20 protein-coding genes and 1 pseudogene are annotated in these 21467 nt (G+C 55.6%); 2 read left to right on the top strand and 19 right to left on the bottom strand.

Features of this window, described 5'->3' with window-relative positions; translation table 11 throughout:
- Positions 1-474: 474 nt before the first annotated feature.
- From HY868_02500 to nuoB, 13 genes and pseudogenes are all read right to left on the bottom strand, one after another.
- Positions 475-930: a YdcF family protein gene (locus tag HY868_02500; protein ID MBI5300980.1), complete on the bottom strand. Its 456-nt coding sequence runs from the start codon at positions 928-930 to the stop codon at positions 475-477.
- A 207-nt stretch (positions 931-1137) separates the two neighbouring features.
- Positions 1138-2913: a succinate dehydrogenase flavoprotein subunit gene (locus HY868_02495; GenBank protein MBI5300979.1), complete on the bottom strand. Its 1776-nt coding sequence runs from the start codon at positions 2911-2913 to the stop codon at positions 1138-1140.
- Complete coding sequence (locus HY868_02490) at positions 2910-3467, bottom strand: hypothetical protein (protein ID MBI5300978.1); 558 nt, start codon at positions 3465-3467, stop codon at positions 2910-2912. Before HY868_02490 ends, HY868_02495 begins: the two co-directional genes overlap by 4 nt.
- Positions 3464-3961: a hypothetical protein gene (locus tag HY868_02485; protein ID MBI5300977.1), complete on the bottom strand. Its 498-nt coding sequence runs from the start codon at positions 3959-3961 to the stop codon at positions 3464-3466. The genes HY868_02490 and HY868_02485 overlap by 4 nt, the downstream gene beginning before the upstream one ends.
- A gap of 2 nt (positions 3962-3963) precedes the next feature.
- Positions 3964-4869 (bottom strand): hypothetical protein, encoded by a 906-nt coding sequence (locus tag HY868_02480; GenBank protein ID MBI5300976.1) that lies wholly within the window; start codon positions 4867-4869, stop codon positions 3964-3966.
- Between the two features lie 257 nt (positions 4870-5126).
- Entirely contained in the window at positions 5127-6329 is a 1203-nt protein-coding gene (locus HY868_02475) for a DUF362 domain-containing protein (GenBank protein ID MBI5300975.1), read from the bottom strand.
- 68 nt (positions 6330-6397) lie between these two features.
- The gene (gene def / locus HY868_02470) at positions 6398-6997 is read right to left on the bottom strand and encodes a peptide deformylase (protein ID MBI5300974.1); all 600 of its coding nucleotides are present in this window, start codon (positions 6995-6997) and stop codon (positions 6398-6400) included.
- A 129-nt stretch (positions 6998-7126) separates the two neighbouring features.
- A pseudogene (locus HY868_02465) lies at positions 7127-7336 on the bottom strand (hypothetical protein).
- Between the two features lie 4 nt (positions 7337-7340).
- A complete protein-coding gene (locus HY868_02460) occupies positions 7341-7574 on the bottom strand; it encodes a hypothetical protein (GenBank protein MBI5300973.1) in 234 nt (77 codons plus the stop codon).
- A 69-nt stretch (positions 7575-7643) separates the two neighbouring features.
- A complete protein-coding gene (locus tag HY868_02455; GenBank protein ID MBI5300972.1) occupies positions 7644-8132 on the bottom strand; it encodes a TlpA family protein disulfide reductase in 489 nt (162 codons plus the stop codon).
- A gap of 48 nt (positions 8133-8180) precedes the next feature.
- Positions 8181-8819, bottom strand: a complete 639-nt coding sequence (locus HY868_02450) for a 4Fe-4S binding protein (GenBank protein MBI5300971.1) — start codon at positions 8817-8819, stop codon at positions 8181-8183.
- A 62-nt stretch (positions 8820-8881) separates the two neighbouring features.
- Positions 8882-10645 (bottom strand): NADH-quinone oxidoreductase subunit D, encoded by a 1764-nt coding sequence (locus tag HY868_02445; protein ID MBI5300970.1) that lies wholly within the window; start codon positions 10643-10645, stop codon positions 8882-8884.
- 64 nt (positions 10646-10709) lie between these two features.
- Complete coding sequence (gene nuoB, locus HY868_02440) at positions 10710-11438, bottom strand: NADH-quinone oxidoreductase subunit NuoB (GenBank protein ID MBI5300969.1); 729 nt, start codon at positions 11436-11438, stop codon at positions 10710-10712.
- A 350-nt stretch (positions 11439-11788) separates the two neighbouring features.
- Between nuoB and HY868_02435 the strand changes: the two genes are divergently transcribed.
- On the top strand, positions 11789-13573 hold the full coding sequence (locus HY868_02435; GenBank protein MBI5300968.1) for a lamin tail domain-containing protein: 1785 nt from the start codon (positions 11789-11791) through the stop codon (positions 13571-13573).
- A gap of 4 nt (positions 13574-13577) precedes the next feature.
- The gene (locus tag HY868_02430) at positions 13578-13994 is read left to right on the top strand and encodes a hypothetical protein (protein ID MBI5300967.1); all 417 of its coding nucleotides are present in this window, start codon (positions 13578-13580) and stop codon (positions 13992-13994) included.
- Positions 13995-14147: 153 nt separating this feature from the next.
- Here HY868_02430 and HY868_02425 read toward each other — a convergent pair whose 3' ends face one another.
- The 6 genes from HY868_02425 to HY868_02400 form a co-directional block, all read right to left on the bottom strand.
- Complete coding sequence (locus HY868_02425; GenBank protein ID MBI5300966.1) at positions 14148-14870, bottom strand: hypothetical protein; 723 nt, start codon at positions 14868-14870, stop codon at positions 14148-14150.
- Positions 14871-15027: 157 nt separating this feature from the next.
- On the bottom strand, positions 15028-16779 hold the full coding sequence (locus tag HY868_02420) for a peptide ABC transporter substrate-binding protein (protein MBI5300965.1): 1752 nt from the start codon (positions 16777-16779) through the stop codon (positions 15028-15030).
- Between the two features lie 73 nt (positions 16780-16852).
- Positions 16853-18670 (bottom strand): ABC transporter substrate-binding protein, encoded by a 1818-nt coding sequence (locus HY868_02415; protein MBI5300964.1) that lies wholly within the window; start codon positions 18668-18670, stop codon positions 16853-16855.
- Between the two features lie 133 nt (positions 18671-18803).
- On the bottom strand, positions 18804-19370 hold the full coding sequence (locus HY868_02410; GenBank protein MBI5300963.1) for a Uma2 family endonuclease: 567 nt from the start codon (positions 19368-19370) through the stop codon (positions 18804-18806).
- A gap of 44 nt (positions 19371-19414) precedes the next feature.
- Positions 19415-20401 carry a dipeptide ABC transporter ATP-binding protein gene (locus HY868_02405; protein MBI5300962.1) on the bottom strand — a complete coding sequence of 329 codons (987 nt, stop codon included), beginning with the start codon at positions 20399-20401 and terminating at the stop codon, positions 19415-19417.
- A gap of 26 nt (positions 20402-20427) precedes the next feature.
- Entirely contained in the window at positions 20428-21426 is a 999-nt protein-coding gene (locus HY868_02400) for an ABC transporter ATP-binding protein (GenBank protein MBI5300961.1), read from the bottom strand.
- Between the last annotated feature and the right edge of the window lie 41 nt (positions 21427-21467).

Here is a 21467-nt window from a genome sequence, read left to right as displayed (position 1 = left end):
CGTGGACTTCACGCCGAGTTGGTTTGCGAACAGTTAAAGTGCGCGTCATGAGTGAACCTCCTGAATTGAAATGGTACACTCATTCTAACAGAGGTTATGTGAAAATTACTCATATCGGTTATGTGAAATGACGGTTAAGACAACCACCACAACCTGGGATTAACCAAACATTGATTTGAATAAACGGACCACCGAAATTTTCGCTCCGCCAAACGTTGAACCCGGCAACACTACTCTCATTGATCGTCGTCCACTTGACGGAGATAAATCCATTCCCTGCCTGTGCCGACAGAGTTGGAATGACGCCCCCGGCGAAAGCATTCTCGGTGACCAAGATACTTGACAACATTAACGCGATGGTCAACAACGCTCGCGAATAAAGTCGCTTGTGCACTATGACCTTCCGTCGTTCGTCCCCGATTTAGTAGTTCAGCCCTTTCGATTGAAACTACACAAACAGAACACCCGGCTGGATCACCGGTCGTACATTCCAACCATGAACGCCCAGGTGAGCATTGACTCACGCACATATCTGCTCAATCGAATCGTATATATGTCCACCCAGCCATCGCCTCTTTGCGCCAGGATGCCGAGACGATTGACCGCTAACCCGATTGGCGCAACTCCATTCGATTCGCACAGGTACATCGCACGCGGCAGATGAAACTCCTGGGTCAGTAAAACACCTTCTGCTTTCAACTGCGCGAAATGTCGGCACGTATCGTTTGTAGTGTCGCCCAGTCGGTCTATCCGTATGTCTTCGACAGACACTCCACTGCTCATTGCGTATCGTGCGATGGCATCCGCTTCTTGATTATGCCGATTGTCGGCTGAAACATAGAGCTTTTGAATCGCGCCTTGCCGATAGAGCAATATCGCCGCTTCGATTCTTTCGCGCGTAACATCGGTGAGACTGTAATCGCTATTCACACTCGCACCGAACACGACACCATATTCGCGCTTTGGCAAGTTGTCCGATTGAGTATAGATTTTATCTTTGAACCGCCATGTTATCAGAACTTGGGGAGTGAAGAGTAAAAGAATCAGTACGACGATGCAAACCGCTATCCAAAATCTCCTGCGCATCAACCAATCGAACAACGGATACGTTCGTACGCGATCTGCCGCCCAACGCATCTAATACTTTCTCTCCTTCGGCTGGTACCGCGTAATGACCACCGGTTTGTACCGCGATTCAAACGTGCCATCGCGTCGCGCGATCAGCGTGTGCTTGAGCCAGTTCTTGTCGTCGCGATTCGGAAAATCTTCGCGCGCGTGCGCGCCGCGCGATTCGGTGCGCGCCGCCGCGCTGTGCGCGGTCGCTTCGGCAAGATCAAGCAAGTAGCCGAGTTCGAGCGCTTCGAGCAATTCGGTGTTGAACTTTTTCGTCTTGTCGGTGATCGAAACTTGGTGGTAACGCGTTTTCAAATCCGCGAGCGTTTGCTTGACCTGCTCCAAACCCGCGCCAGTGCGAAACACGCCGCACTGCGCGGTCATGATCTCTTGCATCGCGCAGCGAATCTGCGCGGCGTTTTCCGTGCCGGTCCCGCTCGACAAGCGATCAATCTCCGCGCGCACATTCGCCTCCGCGTTCGCGGGTAGTGACGCGAAATCGGCTTGCTTGACGTACTGCGCCGCGCTCAACCCAGAGCGACGACCGAACACGAGAATATCTACGAGCGAGTTCGTGCCGAGGCGATTCGCGCCGTGCACCGAAACGCACGCGCATTCGCCCGCCGCGTACAAACCAGGGAGCACCGTATTCTTTTCGTCTATCACGACGCGCCCATCGTTGTCGGTCGGAATGCCGCCCATCGCGTAATGCGCGGTCGGTTGCGTCGGCACCGGTTCTTTCATCGGATCCACGCCGAGATACAATTCCATCATCTCGATAATGTCCGGCAGTTTCGCGCGCAGTTCGTGCTCGGTCACCGGATTGCCGCCCGGCGCGCTCTTGTACCGGTTGATGCTCTCCGGGCGAATATCGAGATAGACGTAATCCTTGCCGCCGATGCCGCGCCCCTCGTTGATTTCCATCTGCATAAAACGCGAGATCATATCGCGCGGCGCAAGGTCGAGCATCGTCGGCGCGTAACGTTCCATGAAGCGCTCGCCCTGGTCGTTGATCAGCACGCCGCCTTCGCCGCGCGCGGCTTCGGACATCAAGATGCCCATCTTGTAAATGCCGGTCGGATGGAATTGGAAAAATTCCATATCTTCGAGCGGATACCCGTGCCGATACAACATCGCGACTGGATCACCGGTAAGCGAATGCGCGTTCGACGTGACCTTGAACATTTTGCCGAATCCGCCCGCCGCGATGATCGTCGCCTTGCCGTGAAAAATATGCAACTCGCCGGTCGCGATGTCTACCGCGACGACGCCGCTACAGACATTATTTTCGATGATGAGATCGAGAACCTGGTATTCGTTAAAGAAATGCGTTTCATGTTTGATGCACTGTTGATAGAGTGTTTGCAAAATCATGTGCCCGGTGCGATCCGCCGCGAAACACGCGCGGCGCACTGGACCTTTGCCTTCGTGATGCGTGTGCCCGCCGAAACGTCGCTGATCAATTTTACCTTCGGGCGTACGGTTGAACGGCAAGCCCATGTGCTCCAACGCGTACACTGTCTCGACCGCTTCGCGCGCGAGAATTTCGGACGCGTCTTGATCGGAAAGATAATCACCGCCTTTCACGGTGTCGAACATGTGCCATTCCCAGTGGTCTTCTTCGAGATTACCGAGCGCCGCGCCGATGCCGCCCTGCGCCGTCCCGGTATGCGAACGCGTCGGATACATTTTCGTGAGCACCGCGATATTGGCTTGACTCTTGGCGAGTTCGAGCGCCGCCCACAAGCCCGCGCCGCCTGCGCCGACGATGACGGCGTCGTAACGATGTGTTTGGGTCATTCGTTGCCTCGTTGAATCATATCACGCACAACTTGGAATTTGCGTTGGAATTCGTCCGGGTCTTGCTTCAAACTCTCAGTCGCTAAACGCGGCAAAATGTCGCGGAAATAATTTTCCAGCAATGGCATCTCGATACGCCCCGTGAGTACAAGCGCGATGACATCGCTGAAATCCTCTTCCGTACCGCGCGCGATTTTACTGAGCGCCGTGCTGTACAAGTCGAAATGGAAAACATCCAGTTGTCCGAATCTCCCGATAAAAATCGCGCGGTCCCGATAACCCGCCGGCAACGGGATAAAATCGCCGGGCGACACTTCTTCGACGTTCAAGCCAAGTTGGTCTTTCAGTTCGCGGATCGTTTGAATCAACGCGGCGTGATCCTGGGACGCAACTTGGAATGTCAACTCAATGTCGAGCGACTGTGCGCGAAAATTTTCAAACACCAACGTCGTTCCGCCGACAAGATAGACCTGACCGGGATGACGAAAGCGTTCACCCAACCGACGCAGGAACTGTTCGATGCGTTTGCGATCAACCGATTGTCGTGAACTCACTTCGCCTCTGCCAATAACTGACCAAAGAGCAAATCCGCCGATTTATTATACGATGCCAAGTAATTGTACGGAACATTCGCCGCGCGCGCATGCCACTGGGCAAGCGCAACTAAGCCGACTTTGCCGAATCGTTCGTCCGGCGCTGGCAAGCCCAACTCGCGCGAAAACAAATCGGGTAACAGCTGAAACGCGTCCAAATAGAAACTGAGTCGCGTGCTCCACATGCGTTGCAGGTAAACTGCCGCCATGTAACGCGCTTGCAACTCGCGCGCGGCATCGCCGTCAAGTCCCGGCACGACGAGTCGCACAAAATTCGCAAATGACGGATGCAGTAAGAACAAGTCGGTCAACGCAAGATGCAGACGCGCGTCTTTGGCGCGCGCCAACTCGGCAATCAACATGGGCGGCGCAACACGTTCCACGTGCGCCTCGCCATCAGCCAAAAAGCGAATGCCATACTCGCGCAGAGCGGCGACCAGTTGACCGCGTTCCACCCTTACCTCGGTAACGTCCCAGGTGTGAATGTGAAAATGATGAACGCGCCCATGCCCATCAGCACAAACCAAAACACGATAAGCGCGATGCGAATGAATGCGCGCCAACCCGGCGAATGAAAATAATCATCAATCACATTGCGCGTACCATTGACGCCGTGCGTGAACGCAAACGCAAGCAGGAGCAAATCGTACAAGCGCCAGAACGCGCCTTGCGGTCCGGTCCAGCGTTCGACAATCGTCGCGAAGGTGATTTTCTCGACGCCGATGACAAAGTGCATCCAGAACACATGGAACAACGCGATGACGATCAGCAACAAACCAGAGACGCGCATGAACAACCACATATTGAATTCGAATCCACTGCGCGGTTTGCCACGCGAGGACGCGAGCCGCGTGAGCGCGTCTTGATAATTGCCGCCACTCACTTCTGTATTCACCGCGCCGAGCGGCGCGCGCGTCGCCGCGTACGCGATGACGAGCGGCAGTGCGAGCAACGCAAGCGTCATCGCGATGCTGCCCACAACGCCGTAGAATTCGCCGAGCATCACGACGCTCGCGGGAACGAAGAGGATGAGGAAAATCACGATTTGGATGTAGAAAAGTTTGATGTGGTACCGCGCCGTGGTCGGTTTGAAATCCATCAGAATCAGACGCAACCCGTTGACGCCGTGATAGAGCAAACCGAAAACGAGGAACACTTCGAGGATACGCGGGATCGGTCCTTTGTAAATGACGAGCAATTCTTCGAATAGTTCCGGAAAGCCGACGAGGAAAATATCAAAGATGTGGAGCGCGAGAAAAAGCAAAACGCCCAAGCCCGCGACGCGATTGATCGCCCATGCCCACTGACCAATGCCGCCGCGATAGCGCAGGACGCTATAACCAACCCTCAGTGCATTGAACACGAATGCCTCCTCGCAGACGTTCGATGAAACCGCTTGAGATTATACGCAGTCGAAAAAGAAAAGTCAAAGGGCGTAGGGGCGAGGCATTCGCACAATCGCGATGATCGAGAGATTAACCGCACAATGCTAACCACCTTGTCGCACGAACATGATTTGGCGAATGCCTCGCCCCAACACGCGCACGAAAAAGACCTGCGCGGCTTCGCTCGACCGCGCAGGTCACACATCGGATTGTTACACGCGGGGCATCGTTCGTCTCACGCGTTGGTCGTTCGGCGTTTTCGCGCGGCGAACTCGGGCGCTTCTCTGACGGTCGTACCGAGCACACCCAACGAACGATAGAACGCTTTCCATCCGACGCGATGCAACTGTGCTGAATCGTCGCCCACCGATGGAAAACCTTGCTCGTCCGGCGTGAGCGTTTCCCAATTGCGAAACAACTTGCCCCACTCACTACCGAGCACCTGATCCATCTGTCGTTTCGCGATAAACGGATACCAGAAACTGTCGTGATAAACCACGCTCGCGATGTACGACCAGGGCGCGAGCACCGTCTTGAGACTCCACTCGATCGGTTTCTTGAGCGGACCCCAATAAATTTTGTGTTGCATCCGCGAAGCGAACGTCATCTTTTGGAACGGTCCGACGAATTGCCAGTTCTCATTCGCCGCGCTCACGTCGCCAGTGATTTCGATTTCGCGCGGGTCGCCACAACCCAGCCCGCGTTCGTGCGCGAGGCGAATGAACTTGATCGAGAGCGGATCCATACCCATTAACTTCGCCGCGACCGCGTCAATCGCAACTTGATCCGAACTCGCGAGCAAAACATTCTTGACATGCGGCGTCATGCAACGCGGACCAGGACCATCGCCGGCGAACGTGCCATCCATCACCGCGAACACACCGCGATGAATTTTCTTTTGAATCATCAACAGGTCAACCAAGGTCTCGTGGATGACCGGGTGCGTCCAGTGCCGCCGCTCGTTGAGCAAGCCGCCGAACGCGTTCTTCATCGCGCCGGTCGTCGTCGTGAAAATGTGCGTCTTGACCGTCGGCAGATGGATGATGTTCTCGCCGATGAATCGTTTCGGAATGTAGAATCCGCCGGGATACACATCGTTGAGGCACAAGAATTTTTCCGTGAGATCGCCGACTGCATCGCGAATGTGAATCCACTCTTCGCCCTCGTAGAGATGGATGTTTCGCAAACCGTGACGCTCGACGACGTTGAGCTGCTTGTTCTCGCGCTCGCCCAGGTGCGCGTCAATCACGACGGTACGATTGTGACACGCGTGAATCAGATTCGGGTCGTACCCGTCTTGATTCAGCGCGCGAATCACGCCTTCCAATTGCCAGGGCGTCGTCGAACTACCGGGAAAGAAAAAGTGCCAGGAGATGTTGACCTTGAGCGCGGTATCGGCTTGACGATCAATGACTTGGTGATAACCGGCGAGGTTCATCAAGCGGTGGTAATCTGCGAGCACGGTGCGCGGGGACGTTCTGAGAATGGCGACTTTGCTTTTATTACTCACGCGGGTGATAACTCTTTCTTCGAGGATTGGGTTGCGCCGCCCTGAAACACCGGCACGCGCTCGTGGTTCTCGGTGACGCGGTACAAGTCTTCCGGTTTTTCGAGACGGTCGGTGAACAAAATTCCGTCGAGATGATCTACTTCGTGTTGCAGCGCGCGCGCGAGCAGACCTTCGCCTTTGATGCGCGTCTCTTTGCCCTTGCGGTCGAGACCTTTGACGGTCACTTTCATCGCGCGGCGCACCATCCCAACATAACCGGGAATCGAGAGACATCCTTCTTCGCCGAACTGCTCGCCTTCGGCTTTGACGATTTCCGGATTGACGAGCGCGATTTGTTGTCCGCTGTATTCCACTTTGCGATGGTCGCGTGGCAGCGCCTGAACACTATCGTCGGTTTCGTCCTCGGGCATTTCGATCACGAGCACGCGCAAACCCACGCCGATTTGCGGCGCGGCGAGACCCAGCCCGCGCGCCTCGCGCATCGAGTCGAACATGTCGTCTATGAGTTTCTGCGTGGACGCGTCCACGCGTTTGACCTTTTTGGCTTTTTGCCGGAGCACCGGGTGATCCGACATGAGTATTTCGTGAATTGCCATCGTTCTCCTGCTTATCTTTGCCGCGCATCACGCGGCTTTTTGTTTTAGCCGTTTCTGTCGCATCGTCGCTATCGGTCGTTCTGCAGATGTTGCCGGCGCACCCGAAAGTGCGATTCGCTTCAGAGTGCGTTCCACCACGCGGGGAAGATCAATGAGAATGAAATCCTTTGCCGGGTACAAATAATCTTCGCCCTCGTTATCAATCACGCGAACATATCCAGAGCGCGCGGCGCTTGCATCGGGCAAGATTTGGTACAGCATTCGCGGCGTCAACATATCCGCGTCATCACTCCGAATGCAAATTGCAAATCGAGGTGTCACTTTGCGTAGTTTATCCATAGGTTCAATCCAAATAACGCTTTACTCTCATTTTTCGTTTACCGATGCCGTGCGCTTCAAACCAATGCACTTCGGCACGACGAATCTCGCCATTCCACAAACGTACGGCTGCGATTCCCTTGAGCTTTCTCCATCGGGCGGTCCCGTATTGCTCACGAAGCATCGCCAGGATACGAATACTACTTCCAACCGCAATGATTTCAATATCAGTGATCTCGCCGATGATTTCAAAATGCATTGGCAATGTCTCGGTATCAGAATTTCGATCTTAATGGCTCACCTAGCCATGCTTGTGATGTGCCGCACCTCAGCCGGGACGAAACGGCGGATTGCCATCCTTGTCCGGCGCGATCACGGGTACCGCGACGCTCAATGTCGTGGCGACCGAATGCGCCACGCGATTCAACCCTGCTTTGTCGAACGCGACCACGCGCTCGACAATTTTGCCGGCGCGATCAATCAAGAACGCGGTCGGCACAAATTCCGGATCGAACTCGTTGGACACGCGCCAAGCGTCGTCAATCAAAATAGGAAATGTGCTACCGTATCGTCGTGCGAATTCGACCGACCGCGCGCGGTCGTTTTGCGAAATGCCCCACACCACCAACCCGGCATCATATAAAGTCTGGTGCATTTTTTCAAAGTACGGAAACGCCAGCACGCACGTCGGACACGTCGTCTTGAAAAAGACGGCGAGCGTGAGCCGCGCGCCGTGTTGATTCAGTTCAAAATCTGTACCGTCCGCCCCGCGCAACGAAAACGCCGGGGCGACCTGTCCTACGCTCAGAGTTGCCATCGTCCAGTTATCGGTAGGGGGCGACGCATGCGTCGCCCCCCCATGAAATTACGTCTTTTTGGCTTTCGCCGCTTCTTTCGCTTTCTTGTCCGCTTCCTCACGCGCCGCATCCAGCGGATGAATTTGCGCGTGGTACGTCGAAGATTTCATCAAGCGCGTAATATCGTGGATGTGTCCGACGTGTCGTTCGTAGTCGCCCAACTCATAATCGTGATCCATCTTGATCGCATCGAACGGGCAGAACTCGGCGCACATGCCACAGTTCATGCAGACATCAATGTCAATGTAAAACTCGGTGCATTTTGGTCGCGGCTTGCCTTCGGGTTTCGTCGCGCGCACAATCCAGATGCATTGCGGCGGACACACCTTGGCGCAAATGCCGCACGAGGTACATCGTTCGTAACCGATCGCTTCTTTGCCGGTCGCCGCGTCAATGACCGGCTTGCCCTTTTCATCCAACTTGGGATCGTAAACGAGAAACGGCACGAACCGGAAATTTTCCGGCGGCTTGAGTTTTTCTTCGGGATACTGCACCGTAAAGATGCCGCTCCCCTTGACACTCTGTCGTTCCGCGAACGCGGTCGGCTCGTATGGTTTGCCGAGATGTTTGAAATCGCCTTGATATGTCTTGATCGCGCGGCGCAAGGTCACACCCATTCCGCGCAGTACGCCTAATCCGAAACTCATCGTCAGTCCTCCGCATTTTCCCTCCCCGGTTTGACGGGGGAGGGTTAGGGTAGGGGTCAGTGCTATCGGTCCACTTCGCCCATCACAACATCGTGCGAGCCAAGAATGATGATCAGGTCAGCCACTTTGTGTCCAACCGACATCTCATTCATCGAAGTCAGGTTGATAAACGATGGTGAGCGAACGTGATAACGGTACGGATTGGGATTGCCATCGCTGACCAGGTAGAATCCCAGTTCGCCTTTGGGATTCTCGCCGCGTCCGTAGACTTCGCCCTTGGGCACGCGCACCTGATAGTTCTTTTTACCGGTCATGATTTCGCCCGGCTGAATTTGCTTGAGCGCTTGTTGCAGAATCCGAATGCTTTGGTGCGCTTCCCAGAACCGCATCATGAACCGCGCGTGCACGTCCCCGGTCGTGCCGGTCGGAATATCGAACTCGAACCGATCATAAATCGAGTACGGCTCGGCGCGGCGCACATCGTACTTGACGCCCGATCCGCGCAAGACCGGCCCGGCGGTGCTGTAATTGATCGCTTGCTCGCGCGTGAGAACGCCTACGCCCTGGGTGCGCGCAAGGAAAATTTCGTTGCCGGTCAGGAATCGGTCAAACTCATCCATCACGCGCGGGAAACGCTCGTTCGCGAGATAACTCACTTTGTCGAGAAAGCCATCGGGCAATTCGCGCGCGACGCCGCCAAAGCGCATATAGTTGCACATCATGCGCGAGCCAGACGCGGCTTCGAACAAATCGAGCACCAGCTCGCGTTCTTCCAAACCGTACAGGAGCGGCGTGTAGAACGCGCCCAGGTCGTTGAAGAGAAACCCGAGAAACGAAAGGTGACTGACGAAACGCGTCAACTCCGCCATGATAATGCGAATGTATTCGGCGCGTTCGGGCACCTTGAGACCCATCAATTTTTCAACGCCAATCACGTACGCGTGATTGTTGTTCATCGAGGTAAAATAATCGAGGCGGTCGGTGAACGGAATGTTACCGAGGAACGTGTTGCGCTCGCCGATTTTTTCGTGATTGCGATGCAAGTAACCCAGCACTGGCTCGACCGCGACAATCGTTTCGCCGTCGAGCGTCGTTTTCAAACGCAACACGCCGTGCGTCGAAGGGTGTTGCGGTCCGATGTTCAAAACGATTTTGTCGGTCTTGAGTTTGGTTGCGACTGCTTCTGCTGCGCCAACGGTTCGCACCGTGTCGCGCTGTGGTTTGTACGACACCGCGTCAAAATTCGCGGGATAGATCACATTGTCATGCCAAGGATTGCGGTCTTCGGCGATGACGTGATGCCCTTGATCCCAACGCGTGCCGAACGGTTTCTTGTCGTCTTCGTAGTACGGCTCGTGGTAATCTTTGCGGAGCGGGAAACCTTCAAAGCCATCCCACATCAAAATGCGACGGAGGTTCGGATGACCCAGGAACCGAATGCCCATCATATCGTAGACTTCGCGTTCCTGAAAGTCCGCGCCGCGATACACCGACACCAGCGACGGCACCGCCGGGTCTTGACGCTGCGCGTTGACTTTGAGCGTCAGCGGTACGCCCTGCCGTTCGATGGAAGACAGTTGATAAACGACCTCGAAACGATCTGGGAAATCTACGCTTGTGACGTTGTGGAGATAATCGAATCCCAGTTCGTCGTGTAGAATGCGCGCGGCGTCGAGCAAACGCTCGCCTTTGATGACGAGGTTCTGCCCCGCCGCGGATTCGACCGCATCGGGAAACTTGATTTTGATTTTTTCGGCGACGCTCGGCGCGTCAAAAGCAGTCGTAACTTGTTTTTCAGTTGGAGCAGGTGGCGCGTTGACAGCCATTGTCAGAAACTCCTCAGGTTAAAGTCGAAAGTGAAAAGTACTGTGGACTTGGCTTTCAACTTTATTATTTTTTCTCTGCCTTGGCATCGGCTTTGGTTTGAATCTTGACGGCGCGCGCGGCGAGCGATTGCGGATCACGCGCGAGCGCGGTGATTTCTTCGGCGCGGCGCGGATCGAACAGATCGGGACCGAGCACCGGTTCGGGGACGCCTTCGGTTTCACCTTTGCGATACCACGCGACCTCGCGAACGGATTGCTTGTCAATTTTCTTTTGGAGTTGCATCAAACCATAGAGCAGGGCTTGCGGGGTGGGCGGACAACCTGGGACGTACACATCCACCGGCACGAGTTTGTCCACGCCGGACACCACGCTGTAACCTTCTTTGAAAGGACCGCCCGCGCTGGCGCACGCGCCCATCGCGAGGACGTACTTGGGTTCCGCCATTTGATTGTAGAGGCGGACGACCGCGGGCGCCATCTTTTTCGTCACCGTGCCGGAAACGAGCATCAAGTCGGCTTGACGCGGCGACGCGCGAAATAGTTCCATGCCAAATCGCGAGATGTCGAATCGGCTCGCCGAGGTGCAAATCATTTCAATCGCGCAACACGCCAAGCCAAAACCCATGGGCCAAACCGAGTTGCGGCGTCCCCAGTTGTAAAGCGGGTCAATCAGTTTGTCAATCACCTTGTCCCACTGCGTCACCCAGACCGAGCGACGCACTTGATCTTCGAGCCACTCTTCTTCGCTGCGCGAAACTTGAATGCCGGATGTTTGCGGTGTACCATCAGCCATAGTCTCTCCCTCATTGGAGTATAATTTCTCGTACGCAATCCATTATATCATTATCCGATTATATCGGCAAACCAGTAAGAATCGCGCGAGAGAGAATCGTCCACCAATAAAAACGGTATTAAAAAAACGCGAGAATTTTGATTGGGGATAGTCGTCCCTATTGACACTCACAACCGATTGCATTAGTATCGTCGTGCGTTTGTTGCGAATCCATGCTCATGGATCGAGTGCTGATGCTCGATCAACCCAGGTGACGACTTGCCGACCGAACAGCCCCAGCACGTTCTGCCTCGTTCTCTCCGCAAGTCTCTACGATTTTATCCGCTCGCTCTGTAATGATCGAGGATGCCATGCCAAGAATTTTTTTCGTATTGATGATCGCTCTGCTCGGCGCGTTCGTGTTGTTGGCGCTCGCCGCGCCCCTGGCTTTGCCGGCAAGCGCGCAGTGCGGGCGCACGGGTTGTCCACCGCCAAAAGAACCGCCGCAACAACCTGAGCCACAAGAGCCGCGCGAGCCACGGGAACCCTTGGCTGACCGGCGGGATGATCCCACTCGCGCGCCGGTTCCGACTCCCGCTCCGACAAGCACACCTGAGCCAACCAGAGTTACGGTCTCGACGATTCCTTCGCCGGAGCCGAGCGCTGGTCCCAACATACCATTGGCTACACAAACGGCAACGGCGCCAGAGCCAGTCGTCGTGGCAACCTCAACTCCGTTGCCACCTGCTACGGTTCTCGCGATGCCGACCTTTCCGACGACTATCGTGCTCAACGAGTATCGCGTGCCAGATCGGAACGCGGAAAACGAATGGATCGAACTTTACAACCTTGGCGATTCGTCCGTGGATTTGAGCGGTTGGCAACTTGCGCACACGGCAAACGGCGGCGGAGCGTACATCATTCCGTCAGGCACGACGATTGCGCCACGCGGTTTCCGGGTGTTCACACGCGCGCAAACCGGGTTGACATTGAACTCGCAAAGCGACGATGTGCAACTTGTCTACCCGAACGGTGCGGTCGCCGATACAACGCGGCACAGCCGTCTGCGCGATAATCAAGTCTACGCGCGTTCGGTGGATGGCGCGGGATTGTGGCTCGCCGATTGCAAGCCAACGCCGAACACGGCGAACTGTCCGCTCGTCGCCGGCGCAAGCAGTTATTTCCGCGATCACATCGCGACACCTTCGTTATTTGGCGCCTTGAATGTCGCGGCGTTGATCACGAATTTTCTGCTCGCGCTCGTCCTCGCGCTCGCGATGGGCTTTTTCGGCAACATGTTGAACGACGTGCTCGAATCGCACGAACCGGAAATTGCGGCATGGTTTGCGCCGATTCGCCCGGTGATCTACGGCATTCGCAATGCGGCAACCCAGTTCGACGACACGTTCGCTAAATGGCGTCTCAGTTTGCTGGGCTGGGTGATCAAACTGGGATTCATGCTCGTGCTTTACGGCATCGTGTTCGCGTATCTCGATCCCAGTTTCGATATCACACAACCAGCGGGCTGGCTGTTGATCGCCGCGCTCGCCTTGTCCGCCGGGGTTATCGGCGTCATTGACGACCTTGCGCAATATGCCTATCTGCGCCGCCGCGGCTCGCGCGGAACGATTCGCTTGCATGGCGGAAATCTTTTGCTCTCGATTCTCTCGGCGATGTTCTCGCGATTCTCCGGGCTGACACCTGGGTTGTTGTTCGGTAATCCCGCCGGCATCGAAGATGTGGATGATCCGCACTTTGAGATCCCATCACATTTTATCGCGCTCGGTGCGATGGGCATCCTGGCAATTGCCGCGTGGTTGTTGACGCCGCTGATTGATGAAGGGGCATGGTTGCATACCACGTTGTTGCTGATCTTTGCGCTCGGCGTTCAATCGGTGTTCTTTGAAATGTTGCCGATCAAGTATTTACATGGCAAAGGCATCTTTCAATACAATCGTTGGCTCTGGGTCATCCTGTTCGCGCTGACCACGACGGTGTTCTTCCAAACGATGCTCAACCCGAACGGCGATTTCGTCCATGCCTTCCAGCAATCGAATATGATCGTCTTGTCGCTGACCGTAATTGGCTTTTGCATTTTGAGCGCGGGGTTATGGTACTATTTCCAACGCGTTCAAAAAGCCACCGCCCAAGGATAACCCTATGCCCAAATCACGCGCCAGCAAACCACGCCTCGACGACGAATGGGTCTCGCGGTTTCCGTTCAAGACCAAACCGCGCGATGTAGTGCATCTCCCAATCGAATGCGTCGTCTATGTTCCATCCACGCTGTTCGACAAACGCATTCCGAAACGCGTGTTTCAAAAGCGAATCCGCAAAACCGCGGACGAGTTGGTGCGGTTGTTCGGCGGCTGCCGCGAAACGATGGTGCGCGGACACTATATGGATCGGCGCGGCGAAATCATCGAGGAAGACATTGCCGTGCTGACCGGCTATGGCAAGGGCGATCACTATCTCGACAAGCGCGAGCAATTTCTCGCGTGGTTGCTCGCCAAGAAAAAAGAGTGGCAACAGGAAAGCATCGGCTTTGAGTTCGAGGGCGATCTGTGGTACATCTGATCCGCCACAGAAGCACACAGAAGCACGCGGAAATCTTCCGTAGGCATCTGTGAGTTCCCACGAAAAAAATCCGTTCTCTGCGAAACGCGAGAACGGATTTTTATTTGCAAATACTTGAAGGCATTCTGTCGAAACGTCGAGTGCCTGCACAAACTAGCGATAGTATGGATAACCGTACTGGGGAGTGTGGTAATAAGGCGAGTAGTACGGATAGCAACAGCTTGACTTGGGATAGCGTGGAGCCGGCGAGACAGACCCAGGCATGTAGTACGGTTGAGCATACGGCTGACCATAGTATGGCACGCCGTATGGCTGGGTGTATTGCGGCACATTTGGCTGAACATACGAAGGCGGCGCGTATGGCTGAACGTACGGCGACGTGTAGGGCGCGATGTATGGAGACACATAGACGACGGTCGTTTGGGCCGGCGTTGTTACTCCCAAGTTTGAACTAGTAAGCAGAAAACTCTTTGCGACTGAGGTCTTGTTGATGACCTCGACATAGTACGTCCCGGCGCTGATTGCCCCACCTGTCCAGGTGAGATCAGGGGAAGGACACTTGTCGCCGTTATTGCAGGGGACAAGCGATGATGTACCGCGCCCAATCGGCTGATCGCTCGGCTTGTCCGGCGCGTACACGTTGAACAGCATTCCCAGTTGTACGCCATTCATCAGTCTAAGCGTCACCGTGTTGCGATCACCGGCAGAAACAAACGCGTACCACAAAGTGGCGTCGGGACTAGTCGTATGCCACTGGTTGTCAAGATACGTCGCCCCGTGCGCGAGCGGTACTTGCGCGGCAACATTTGGAGTTTCACTTGCGATGAGAACGAGTAGCGCCGCGACGAACGCCGCGAAAAATGTCTTCTTTGACATGGCTCCTCTTTTCTGGCTTTAGCAATTCTGGCTAAACGCCACTGACAGCCATAGTGTAGCACAGGAAAGAGAAAAGTCAAGGACTTGCGACCTCGCAAAAAGCAGTCCCAGTGATTGACGCCAGGAAAAATCGAAAATCAGAAATCCAAAATCACGGCTACTTCGTCGGATACGCCGCGCCGACTTTGGTCGTGTCAATTGCATAAGTATTCACTGGACCAGACTGCCCCGCCCAAGCCGCGTCCAACGCGCCGAGATGCTCGCGCACGCCAAGCACGTACGGCTTGACGAGATACGCGTTTTCATTGTTCCACAAAAACGCGCCGGCAATATCGCCAATAAAAATTCGTTGCGCGGCTTTGTACTTTTCAAGCGCCTGTTCGGCATCGAGTTCTTGGTTCGCCGCCGCCAACGCCGCGTCAAAATCCTTGTTGCAATAACCGATGCGTTGCGCGTACACGCCTTTGCACGATTGCAAAAACAACCAGTCTTGCGGATGCAAATACTCGCCTTCCCACGGAATCAAAAATAACTGCGGCGTCGTTTTCGGATCGCGCACGTAGACCGGATACGCGTTCGGTTCGACAGGATCGAGCAGAACCGGGCAGGCGAACACACGCGTGAGATTCGCGGCGATGAGACTGAACAACACCTGGGTGCGCGGCGTGTTGCTGTACGACAATTTGATCACGCCAAGTTTAGCGCAATCAATTTTCTGCTTGTCCGCCGTCCCATAGCCGTTGTCAATCAACGCGCGTTGCGCCGCGCTCGGATCGTACCCCGGCACGGTCGCGCTCGCATCGTACCCTGGAATGCCCGGCGGAATCCACGATGTGTACGGCTTGCCCAAACCCTTGAGCACATCGCGCACAAAGCCGTCGCGGTCCAACGCGTACGAAAACGCGCGGCGCACGTTCTTGTCCGTGAACGGCGCTTTTTTCACGTTAAAGCCGATGTAGGTCACGCGCGCCGCCGGCATTCGCAATAAATCCTTGTTCAACGCGCTGTCCGCTTGCGCCTGCGTCCAGTTGTCCATCGTCAATCGCACGATCTCCAACTCGCCGCGACGATAACTTTCGATAGCATCGGCGTCCGACTGAAAATAAAATTCCAGCCGGTCAAGTTTCGGTTTGTCGCCCCAGTAATTTTCGTTTGGGATCAGGCGAATGTACGAATCTTGAATCTCGACTATCTTGAACGGACCATTGCCGTTGTGATTTTCCGGCTTGATCCACCACGCGTCCGGGTCTTGATCAACCTTGTTTCGCTCGCTTGGATAACCGACCCAGGTTGACGCGAGCGTGAGCCAATAGCCGGTCGGCTGATCAAAGTTGACGACGAGCGTTCGCTCATCGGTCGCTTTGATGCCGACGTTGCTCAACGCCTTTTCAATGTCCTCCGGTTTCGATTTCGGATCGAGCGTGTACGCGGCGAGCGCGCCGCGCACATCGTCGAGCAACGAGGGCGACGCGCCGCCCACGCGCGGGTCGAGCGCGTAACGAAACGCGAATTCAAAATCGCTGGCGAGGATCGGCGCGCCGTCCGCACGCACCAAGCCATCGCGCAGATGAAAGGTGAGCGTCTTGCCGCTATTGCTAAATTCCCAGGATGCCGCCGCGCCCGGCAACACCTTGCCTTTTTCGTCCACGCGCGTCAATCCTTCGTAGACGAGTCGCAGAATCGCAAGTTCATTGTTCGTGGACGCGCGTTGCGGGTCGAGCAAATCGGGACGAACACCGAGATTGATGCGGAGCACACGGGGACGTGGAATCGCGGGCGTGGCGGTCTGTGCGGGTTGATGGATAGCTGACGGTTGCGGTGAAACTTGCGACGGCGTGGTCGGTACGGTGACGCCTTCGCACCCCGTTACCCACAACGCGACCAACAAGACAAAAAATAATCGGCGCATGAGCGAAATAATCTCTCCTGGGGTTGCAGTCAAATTCGCGACCAATTTAGCAAAGAGACGCCGATTGGTCAAATCACTTGACGACCAGCGTGTTCCAATACTCCGCCGCGAGTGGATGAGGCGCGTAGCCCTCGACATTCGCGAGCAAAACAAGTGGGGTCTGGTTGTGCGCGATAAACACGCGTAATACGCGGTCGTGAATCAGTTTCTCAACTTGCTGATACAATTTTACGCGCGTGGATGGATCGGTCGTCACCGACCCGCGCTTGAGCGTATCCGAGATCAACTTGTCGGCAAAGAAACCTTCGCGCGCGATGGGCGTATCCTTATCGTCCATGCAAAAAAAGTAGCACAGCATATTATCGGGATCGCCATTGTCGCTCGACCAACCCAGGATGTACAGCGGCAGTTGCCCGGCGCTGCGCCGCTCGAGATACGTCGCCCAGTTCATCGTCTGCGTTTGCGCGTGGATGCCTGCTTTCGCCCAATCTGTCGCGATGGTCGTCGCCGTGTCTTTGGGATTCGGCAGGTACGGTCGCGCAATCGGCGGGTACCACAATTCGAGCGGAACTTTTTTGCCGTCGAGCGTCACTTCCGAAATGCCATTCGGAAAACCGGCATCGGCGAGGAATTTTTTCGCGGCGGTAGCATCGTACTTCCAATCGTCTATCTCGCGATTGTAGCCCCACAACGCCGGTGGTTGAAATTCCTTCGCGACCAACCCGGTACCGGCAAATGCCTTGGTCACGAGCGCGGCTTTGTCGAACGCCATCGCAAACGCTTGCCGCACGCGCGCGTCCTGGAATTCCTTGATCTTGAAATTGAATGCGAGATACGCGGTAACATTCGACGGACGCAAGACTAGTTTGTAGCGATTGTCGAATTGGACCGTCGCAATCTGGCTCGTGTCCACCACTTCTGCGCCTTGAATCTCACCGCTCACAAGCGCCTGCAAGCGTGCCGCCTCGTCGGGTATCGTGCGAATGATCACACGTGGTGTGCGCGCGGCATTCGGCTGATCCCAGTATTTCACAAACGCTTCGAGTGTGACTTGCTCGTTGCGCCGCCACTCGACGAACTTGTACGGACCCGTGCCGACCGGCATCGCGCACACGTTCGCGCCGGCGCGATTGAGCGCGGTCGGGCTCCACATCCCGAACACGAACATCGCGAGATTGTTGAGGAACGCGCCTTGCGGCTCGCGCAATATGACGCGCACGGTCGCGTTATCAATCGTTTCGAATTTGGTGATGATGCTTTGACCATCAAAGCCGCCGAACTGCGCTTCGAAATAGTCGAACGTTTGCCCGGCTTTTACCTGCGCGCTGTGCCACGCGTTGCGCGAGTTTTTCCAATAGTCGAAATTCCGGACAACTGCGTCGGCATTGAATTCAGTACCGTCGTGATACCTGACGCCTTGACGCAGCGTGAACGTCCATACCTTGCCGTCGTCGGACACACTCCATTTTTCCGCGAGACCTGGGACGACGTTCGTCGTTTCGCGATCGTACTTGACCAAGCCCTCGAAAATCTGATTCGTCACGCGCGCGGAAATTGTATCGGTGATAACCGCGGGGTCAAGACACACCGGGTCGCTCGGCGAACCGAAAACAAATGTCACCGGGATCGGCGTGGAGGTTGGGGCGGGAGTTTCAGTTGGGGTAGGTGTGCTCGTCGGTGCAGCGACCGTGTTCGTCGCTTTGGGAACGACCGTCGGCACGATTAGGGTGGGCGTGGGCGCGACACAGGCGACGAGTGACGCGAGGATGAACGCGACGATCAAGCTGTATGTCACGCGCTCTGTGGGGCGGGCAGATTGCCCGCCCGTGCGGACGAGCCGTCCGCACCACAGGATCAAGTTCCTAAACAGGTTGATTGGAAAACTTACCACACGCCACTTGTAGATAGAATCAGGTCGAAAGATTTTTGGAGAAAGCATAACCTTGTCTTGGATGCAATTAACAAAGGCGACGCAATGCGTCGCCCTCGACAATGTGCACTACTTGTTTCGATCTACTCGAATCTTACTCCGCGAAGGGCGCGGCGACCGGGATACTGAAACCGACGAGCACGTCATCGCCCGGCAGCGTATCGCGTTCGGTAAACTCACGCACGTCGGTGATCGAACGATAAGCATACACCGTGCGCGAATCGGGTTCCGCTACCCAGACCAGTTTGACGCCGATGGCAAAGTACTCTTGCAGTTTCCGATTCATGTCCGTCCACCGATCATCCGGCGACATGACTTCGACGATCAACTCGGGCGCGACATCGAGGAACGCACGCGCGGTTCGTTGGGTGTACCGGTCGTAGGAAATGTACAGAACATCCGCCGCGCGAATCGTATCGGGATTGCGTCGCGTGTAGATGCCCACTTCGCCAACGCGGACTACACCCAACCGCTGGGGACGCACAAACGACCGCAACACATCGTAGAAATTTCCTTCGACGCTTCCATGTTGATCTCCGGTTGGACTCCGCATCACGATTCTCCCCGCGACGAGTTCACAGCGACCGATGTTGCCCATCTCCAAGAGGTCTACGCCACTGATCAACTTTTCAGCTGTGGTCTCTGCCGTTCGCACAACCATCGAACGCTCCCGTTCATCGCGATGAAAGATTTCGCGAGTCCTGGCTATGCCAGGTGACACGCGACCCAGTGATCGCTACCCGCATCGCGCCATTCGGGATCCACGCTCTTGCATTTCTCAATCGCGATCGGACAACGCGTGTGGAAGCGACAGCCGCTCGGCGGTTTCACCGGGCTAGGCACATCGCCGGTCAAGATCACGCGCTCGCGTTTCTCTTCCACAACTGGATCCGGAATCGGCACGGCGGAGAGCAACGCTTTCGTGTACGGATGCTTGGGATCTTTGTACAACGCGTCGCGATCTGTCAGTTCGACGATCTTGCCGAGATACATCACCGCAATGCGATCCGAAATGTGCCGCACCACCGACAAGTCGTGCGCGATGAACAAGTAGGTTAGATTGAATTGTTGTTGCAGTTCTTCCAACAGGTTGATGATTTGCGCCTGAATCGAAACATCGAGCGCGCTGATCGGTTCATCGCATACGATGAAATCCGGTTGCACGGCGAGCGCGCGCGCAATGCCGATGCGCTGGCGCTGACCGCCGGAAAATTCATGCGGATAGCGATTCACAAAGTACGGATTCAACCCGACGACCTTGAGCAAATCTTCGACACGCGCTTTCTTGTCCTTGCCTTTGGCGATGTTGTGCACTTCAAGCGGCTCGCCAATAATGTCGCCGACCGTCATGCGCGGATTCAACGATGCGTACGGGTCCTGGAAAATCATCTGCATGTTGCGCCGCATCTTACGCAGGTCTTCGCCTTTCAACTGCGCCAGGTCTTTGCCCTGAAAGACGACGCTCCCCTCGGTCGGACGATACAATTGCAGAATCGTGCGCCCCGTCGTGGACTTGCCGCACCCCGACTCGCCCACCAAGCCGAGCGTCTCGCCTTTGTGAATATCGAAATCCAAACCGTCCACCGCTTTCACATCTGCGACTTTGCGCTGGATGATGATGCCCTGGGTGATCGGAAAATACTTTTTCAAGCCCCGCACTTGGACGAGGGCGGTGTTGCCATTGGTTGCCATTTTGTTCTCCTGATCTCGATTCTTTCTTATGCTTGCGCGCCGCGGGACTTGCGCACATCTTGCCAATGCCAGCACGCGACAAAGTGTCGGACCGCCGCCGGTTCCAACACCGGATTTTCGTTCGCGCATTTCTCGGTGCGATAGCGACACCGATCGTAGAACGGACACCCCTTGGGCATCGCGATCAAATCGGGTGGCAAACCTTCAATCGGTGTGAGCTTCGATTTGCGTTTTTCATCCAAGCGCGGAATCGAGCCAAGCAAGCCGAGCGTGTACGGATGCAACGGGTCGCCGAAAATTTCTTTCACCGGCGCGCTCTCGATAACGTACCCGGCGTACATCACGTTAATGCGGTCGGCGAGACCGGCGATGACACCCAGGTCGTGCGTGATCCAAATGATCGCCATGCCGAGTTCACGTTTCAAGCGTTTGACGATATCAATGATTTGCGCCTGAATCGTCACATCCAGCGCGGTCGTCGGTTCGTCGGCGATGAGCAATTGCGGCGAGCAGGACAATGCCATCGCGATCATCACGCGTTGGCGCATACCGCCGGAGAATTGGTGCGGGTAATCGTCGAGCCGATTTTTGGCTTCGGGGATGCCCACCATCTCCAACAATTCAACCGAGCGTTTGCGCGCTTGTTCTTTGGTCATGCCCATGTGCAATTCGAGCGCCTCGCTGATCTGCGTGCCAATCGTCAGCACCGGGTTGAGCGAGGTCATCGGGTCTTGAAAGACCATCGCGATTTTGTTGCCGCGGACCGAGCGAATTTCTTCGTCGTCCACCTTGAGCAAATCGCGTCCTTGAAAATTGACTTGCCCGCTCGCGATTTTGCCAGGCGGCATCGGAATCAAGCGCATCACGGACAACATCGAAACCGATTTGCCGCATCCCGATTCGCCAACCAATCCCAGCGTTTCGCCTTCATCCACCGCGAACGAGACCCCATTGACGGCATGGACGACGCCGTCCTGGGTGTGAAATTCCGTGCGTAGGTCTTTGACTTCGAGCAGTGTGCCCATACTCACTCCGTTGAGAGAATTTATGATTTATGGTTTATGAT

Source organism: Chloroflexota bacterium, from assembly GCA_016219275.1.
Lineage (GTDB): Bacteria > Chloroflexota > Anaerolineae > UBA4142 > UBA4142 > JACRBM01.
Note: the sequence above shows the minus strand (reverse complement) of the source record. Positions and strands in the feature narration are given on the sequence as shown.

Excerpts from the sequence above, each read along its gene's own strand:
- HY868_02450 (MBI5300971.1), bottom strand. The coding sequence starts at position 8,819 with ATGAGTTTCGGATTAGGCGTACTGCGCGGAATGGGTGTGACCTTGCGC.
- HY868_02425 (MBI5300966.1), bottom strand. The coding sequence starts at position 14,870 with ATGTCAAAGAAGACATTTTTCGCGGCGTTCGTCGCGGCGCTACTCGTT.
- def (MBI5300974.1), bottom strand. The coding sequence starts at position 6,997 with ATGGCAATTCACGAAATACTCATGTCGGATCACCCGGTGCTCCGGCAA.
- HY868_02445 (MBI5300970.1), bottom strand. The coding sequence starts at position 10,645 with ATGGCTGTCAACGCGCCACCTGCTCCAACTGAAAAACAAGTTACGACT.
- HY868_02495 (MBI5300979.1), bottom strand. The coding sequence starts at position 2,913 with ATGACCCAAACACATCGTTACGACGCCGTCATCGTCGGCGCAGGCGGC.
- nuoB (MBI5300969.1), bottom strand. The coding sequence starts at position 11,438 with ATGGCTGATGGTACACCGCAAACATCCGGCATTCAAGTTTCGCGCAGC.
- HY868_02475 (MBI5300975.1), bottom strand. The coding sequence starts at position 6,329 with ATGAACCTCGCCGGTTATCACCAAGTCATTGATCGTCAAGCCGATACC.
- HY868_02430 (MBI5300967.1), top strand. The coding sequence starts at position 13,578 with ATGCCCAAATCACGCGCCAGCAAACCACGCCTCGACGACGAATGGGTC.
- HY868_02405 (MBI5300962.1), bottom strand. The coding sequence starts at position 20,401 with ATGGCAACCAATGGCAACACCGCCCTCGTCCAAGTGCGGGGCTTGAAA.
- HY868_02400 (MBI5300961.1), bottom strand. The coding sequence starts at position 21,426 with ATGGGCACACTGCTCGAAGTCAAAGACCTACGCACGGAATTTCACACC.
- HY868_02460 (MBI5300973.1), bottom strand. The coding sequence starts at position 7,574 with ATGCATTTTGAAATCATCGGCGAGATCACTGATATTGAAATCATTGCG.
- HY868_02410 (MBI5300963.1), bottom strand. The coding sequence starts at position 19,370 with ATGGTTGTGCGAACGGCAGAGACCACAGCTGAAAAGTTGATCAGTGGC.
- HY868_02420 (MBI5300965.1), bottom strand. The coding sequence starts at position 16,779 with ATGCGCCGATTATTTTTTGTCTTGTTGGTCGCGTTGTGGGTAACGGGG.
- HY868_02455 (MBI5300972.1), bottom strand. The coding sequence starts at position 8,132 with ATGGCAACTCTGAGCGTAGGACAGGTCGCCCCGGCGTTTTCGTTGCGC.
- HY868_02435 (MBI5300968.1), top strand. The coding sequence starts at position 11,789 with ATGCCAAGAATTTTTTTCGTATTGATGATCGCTCTGCTCGGCGCGTTC.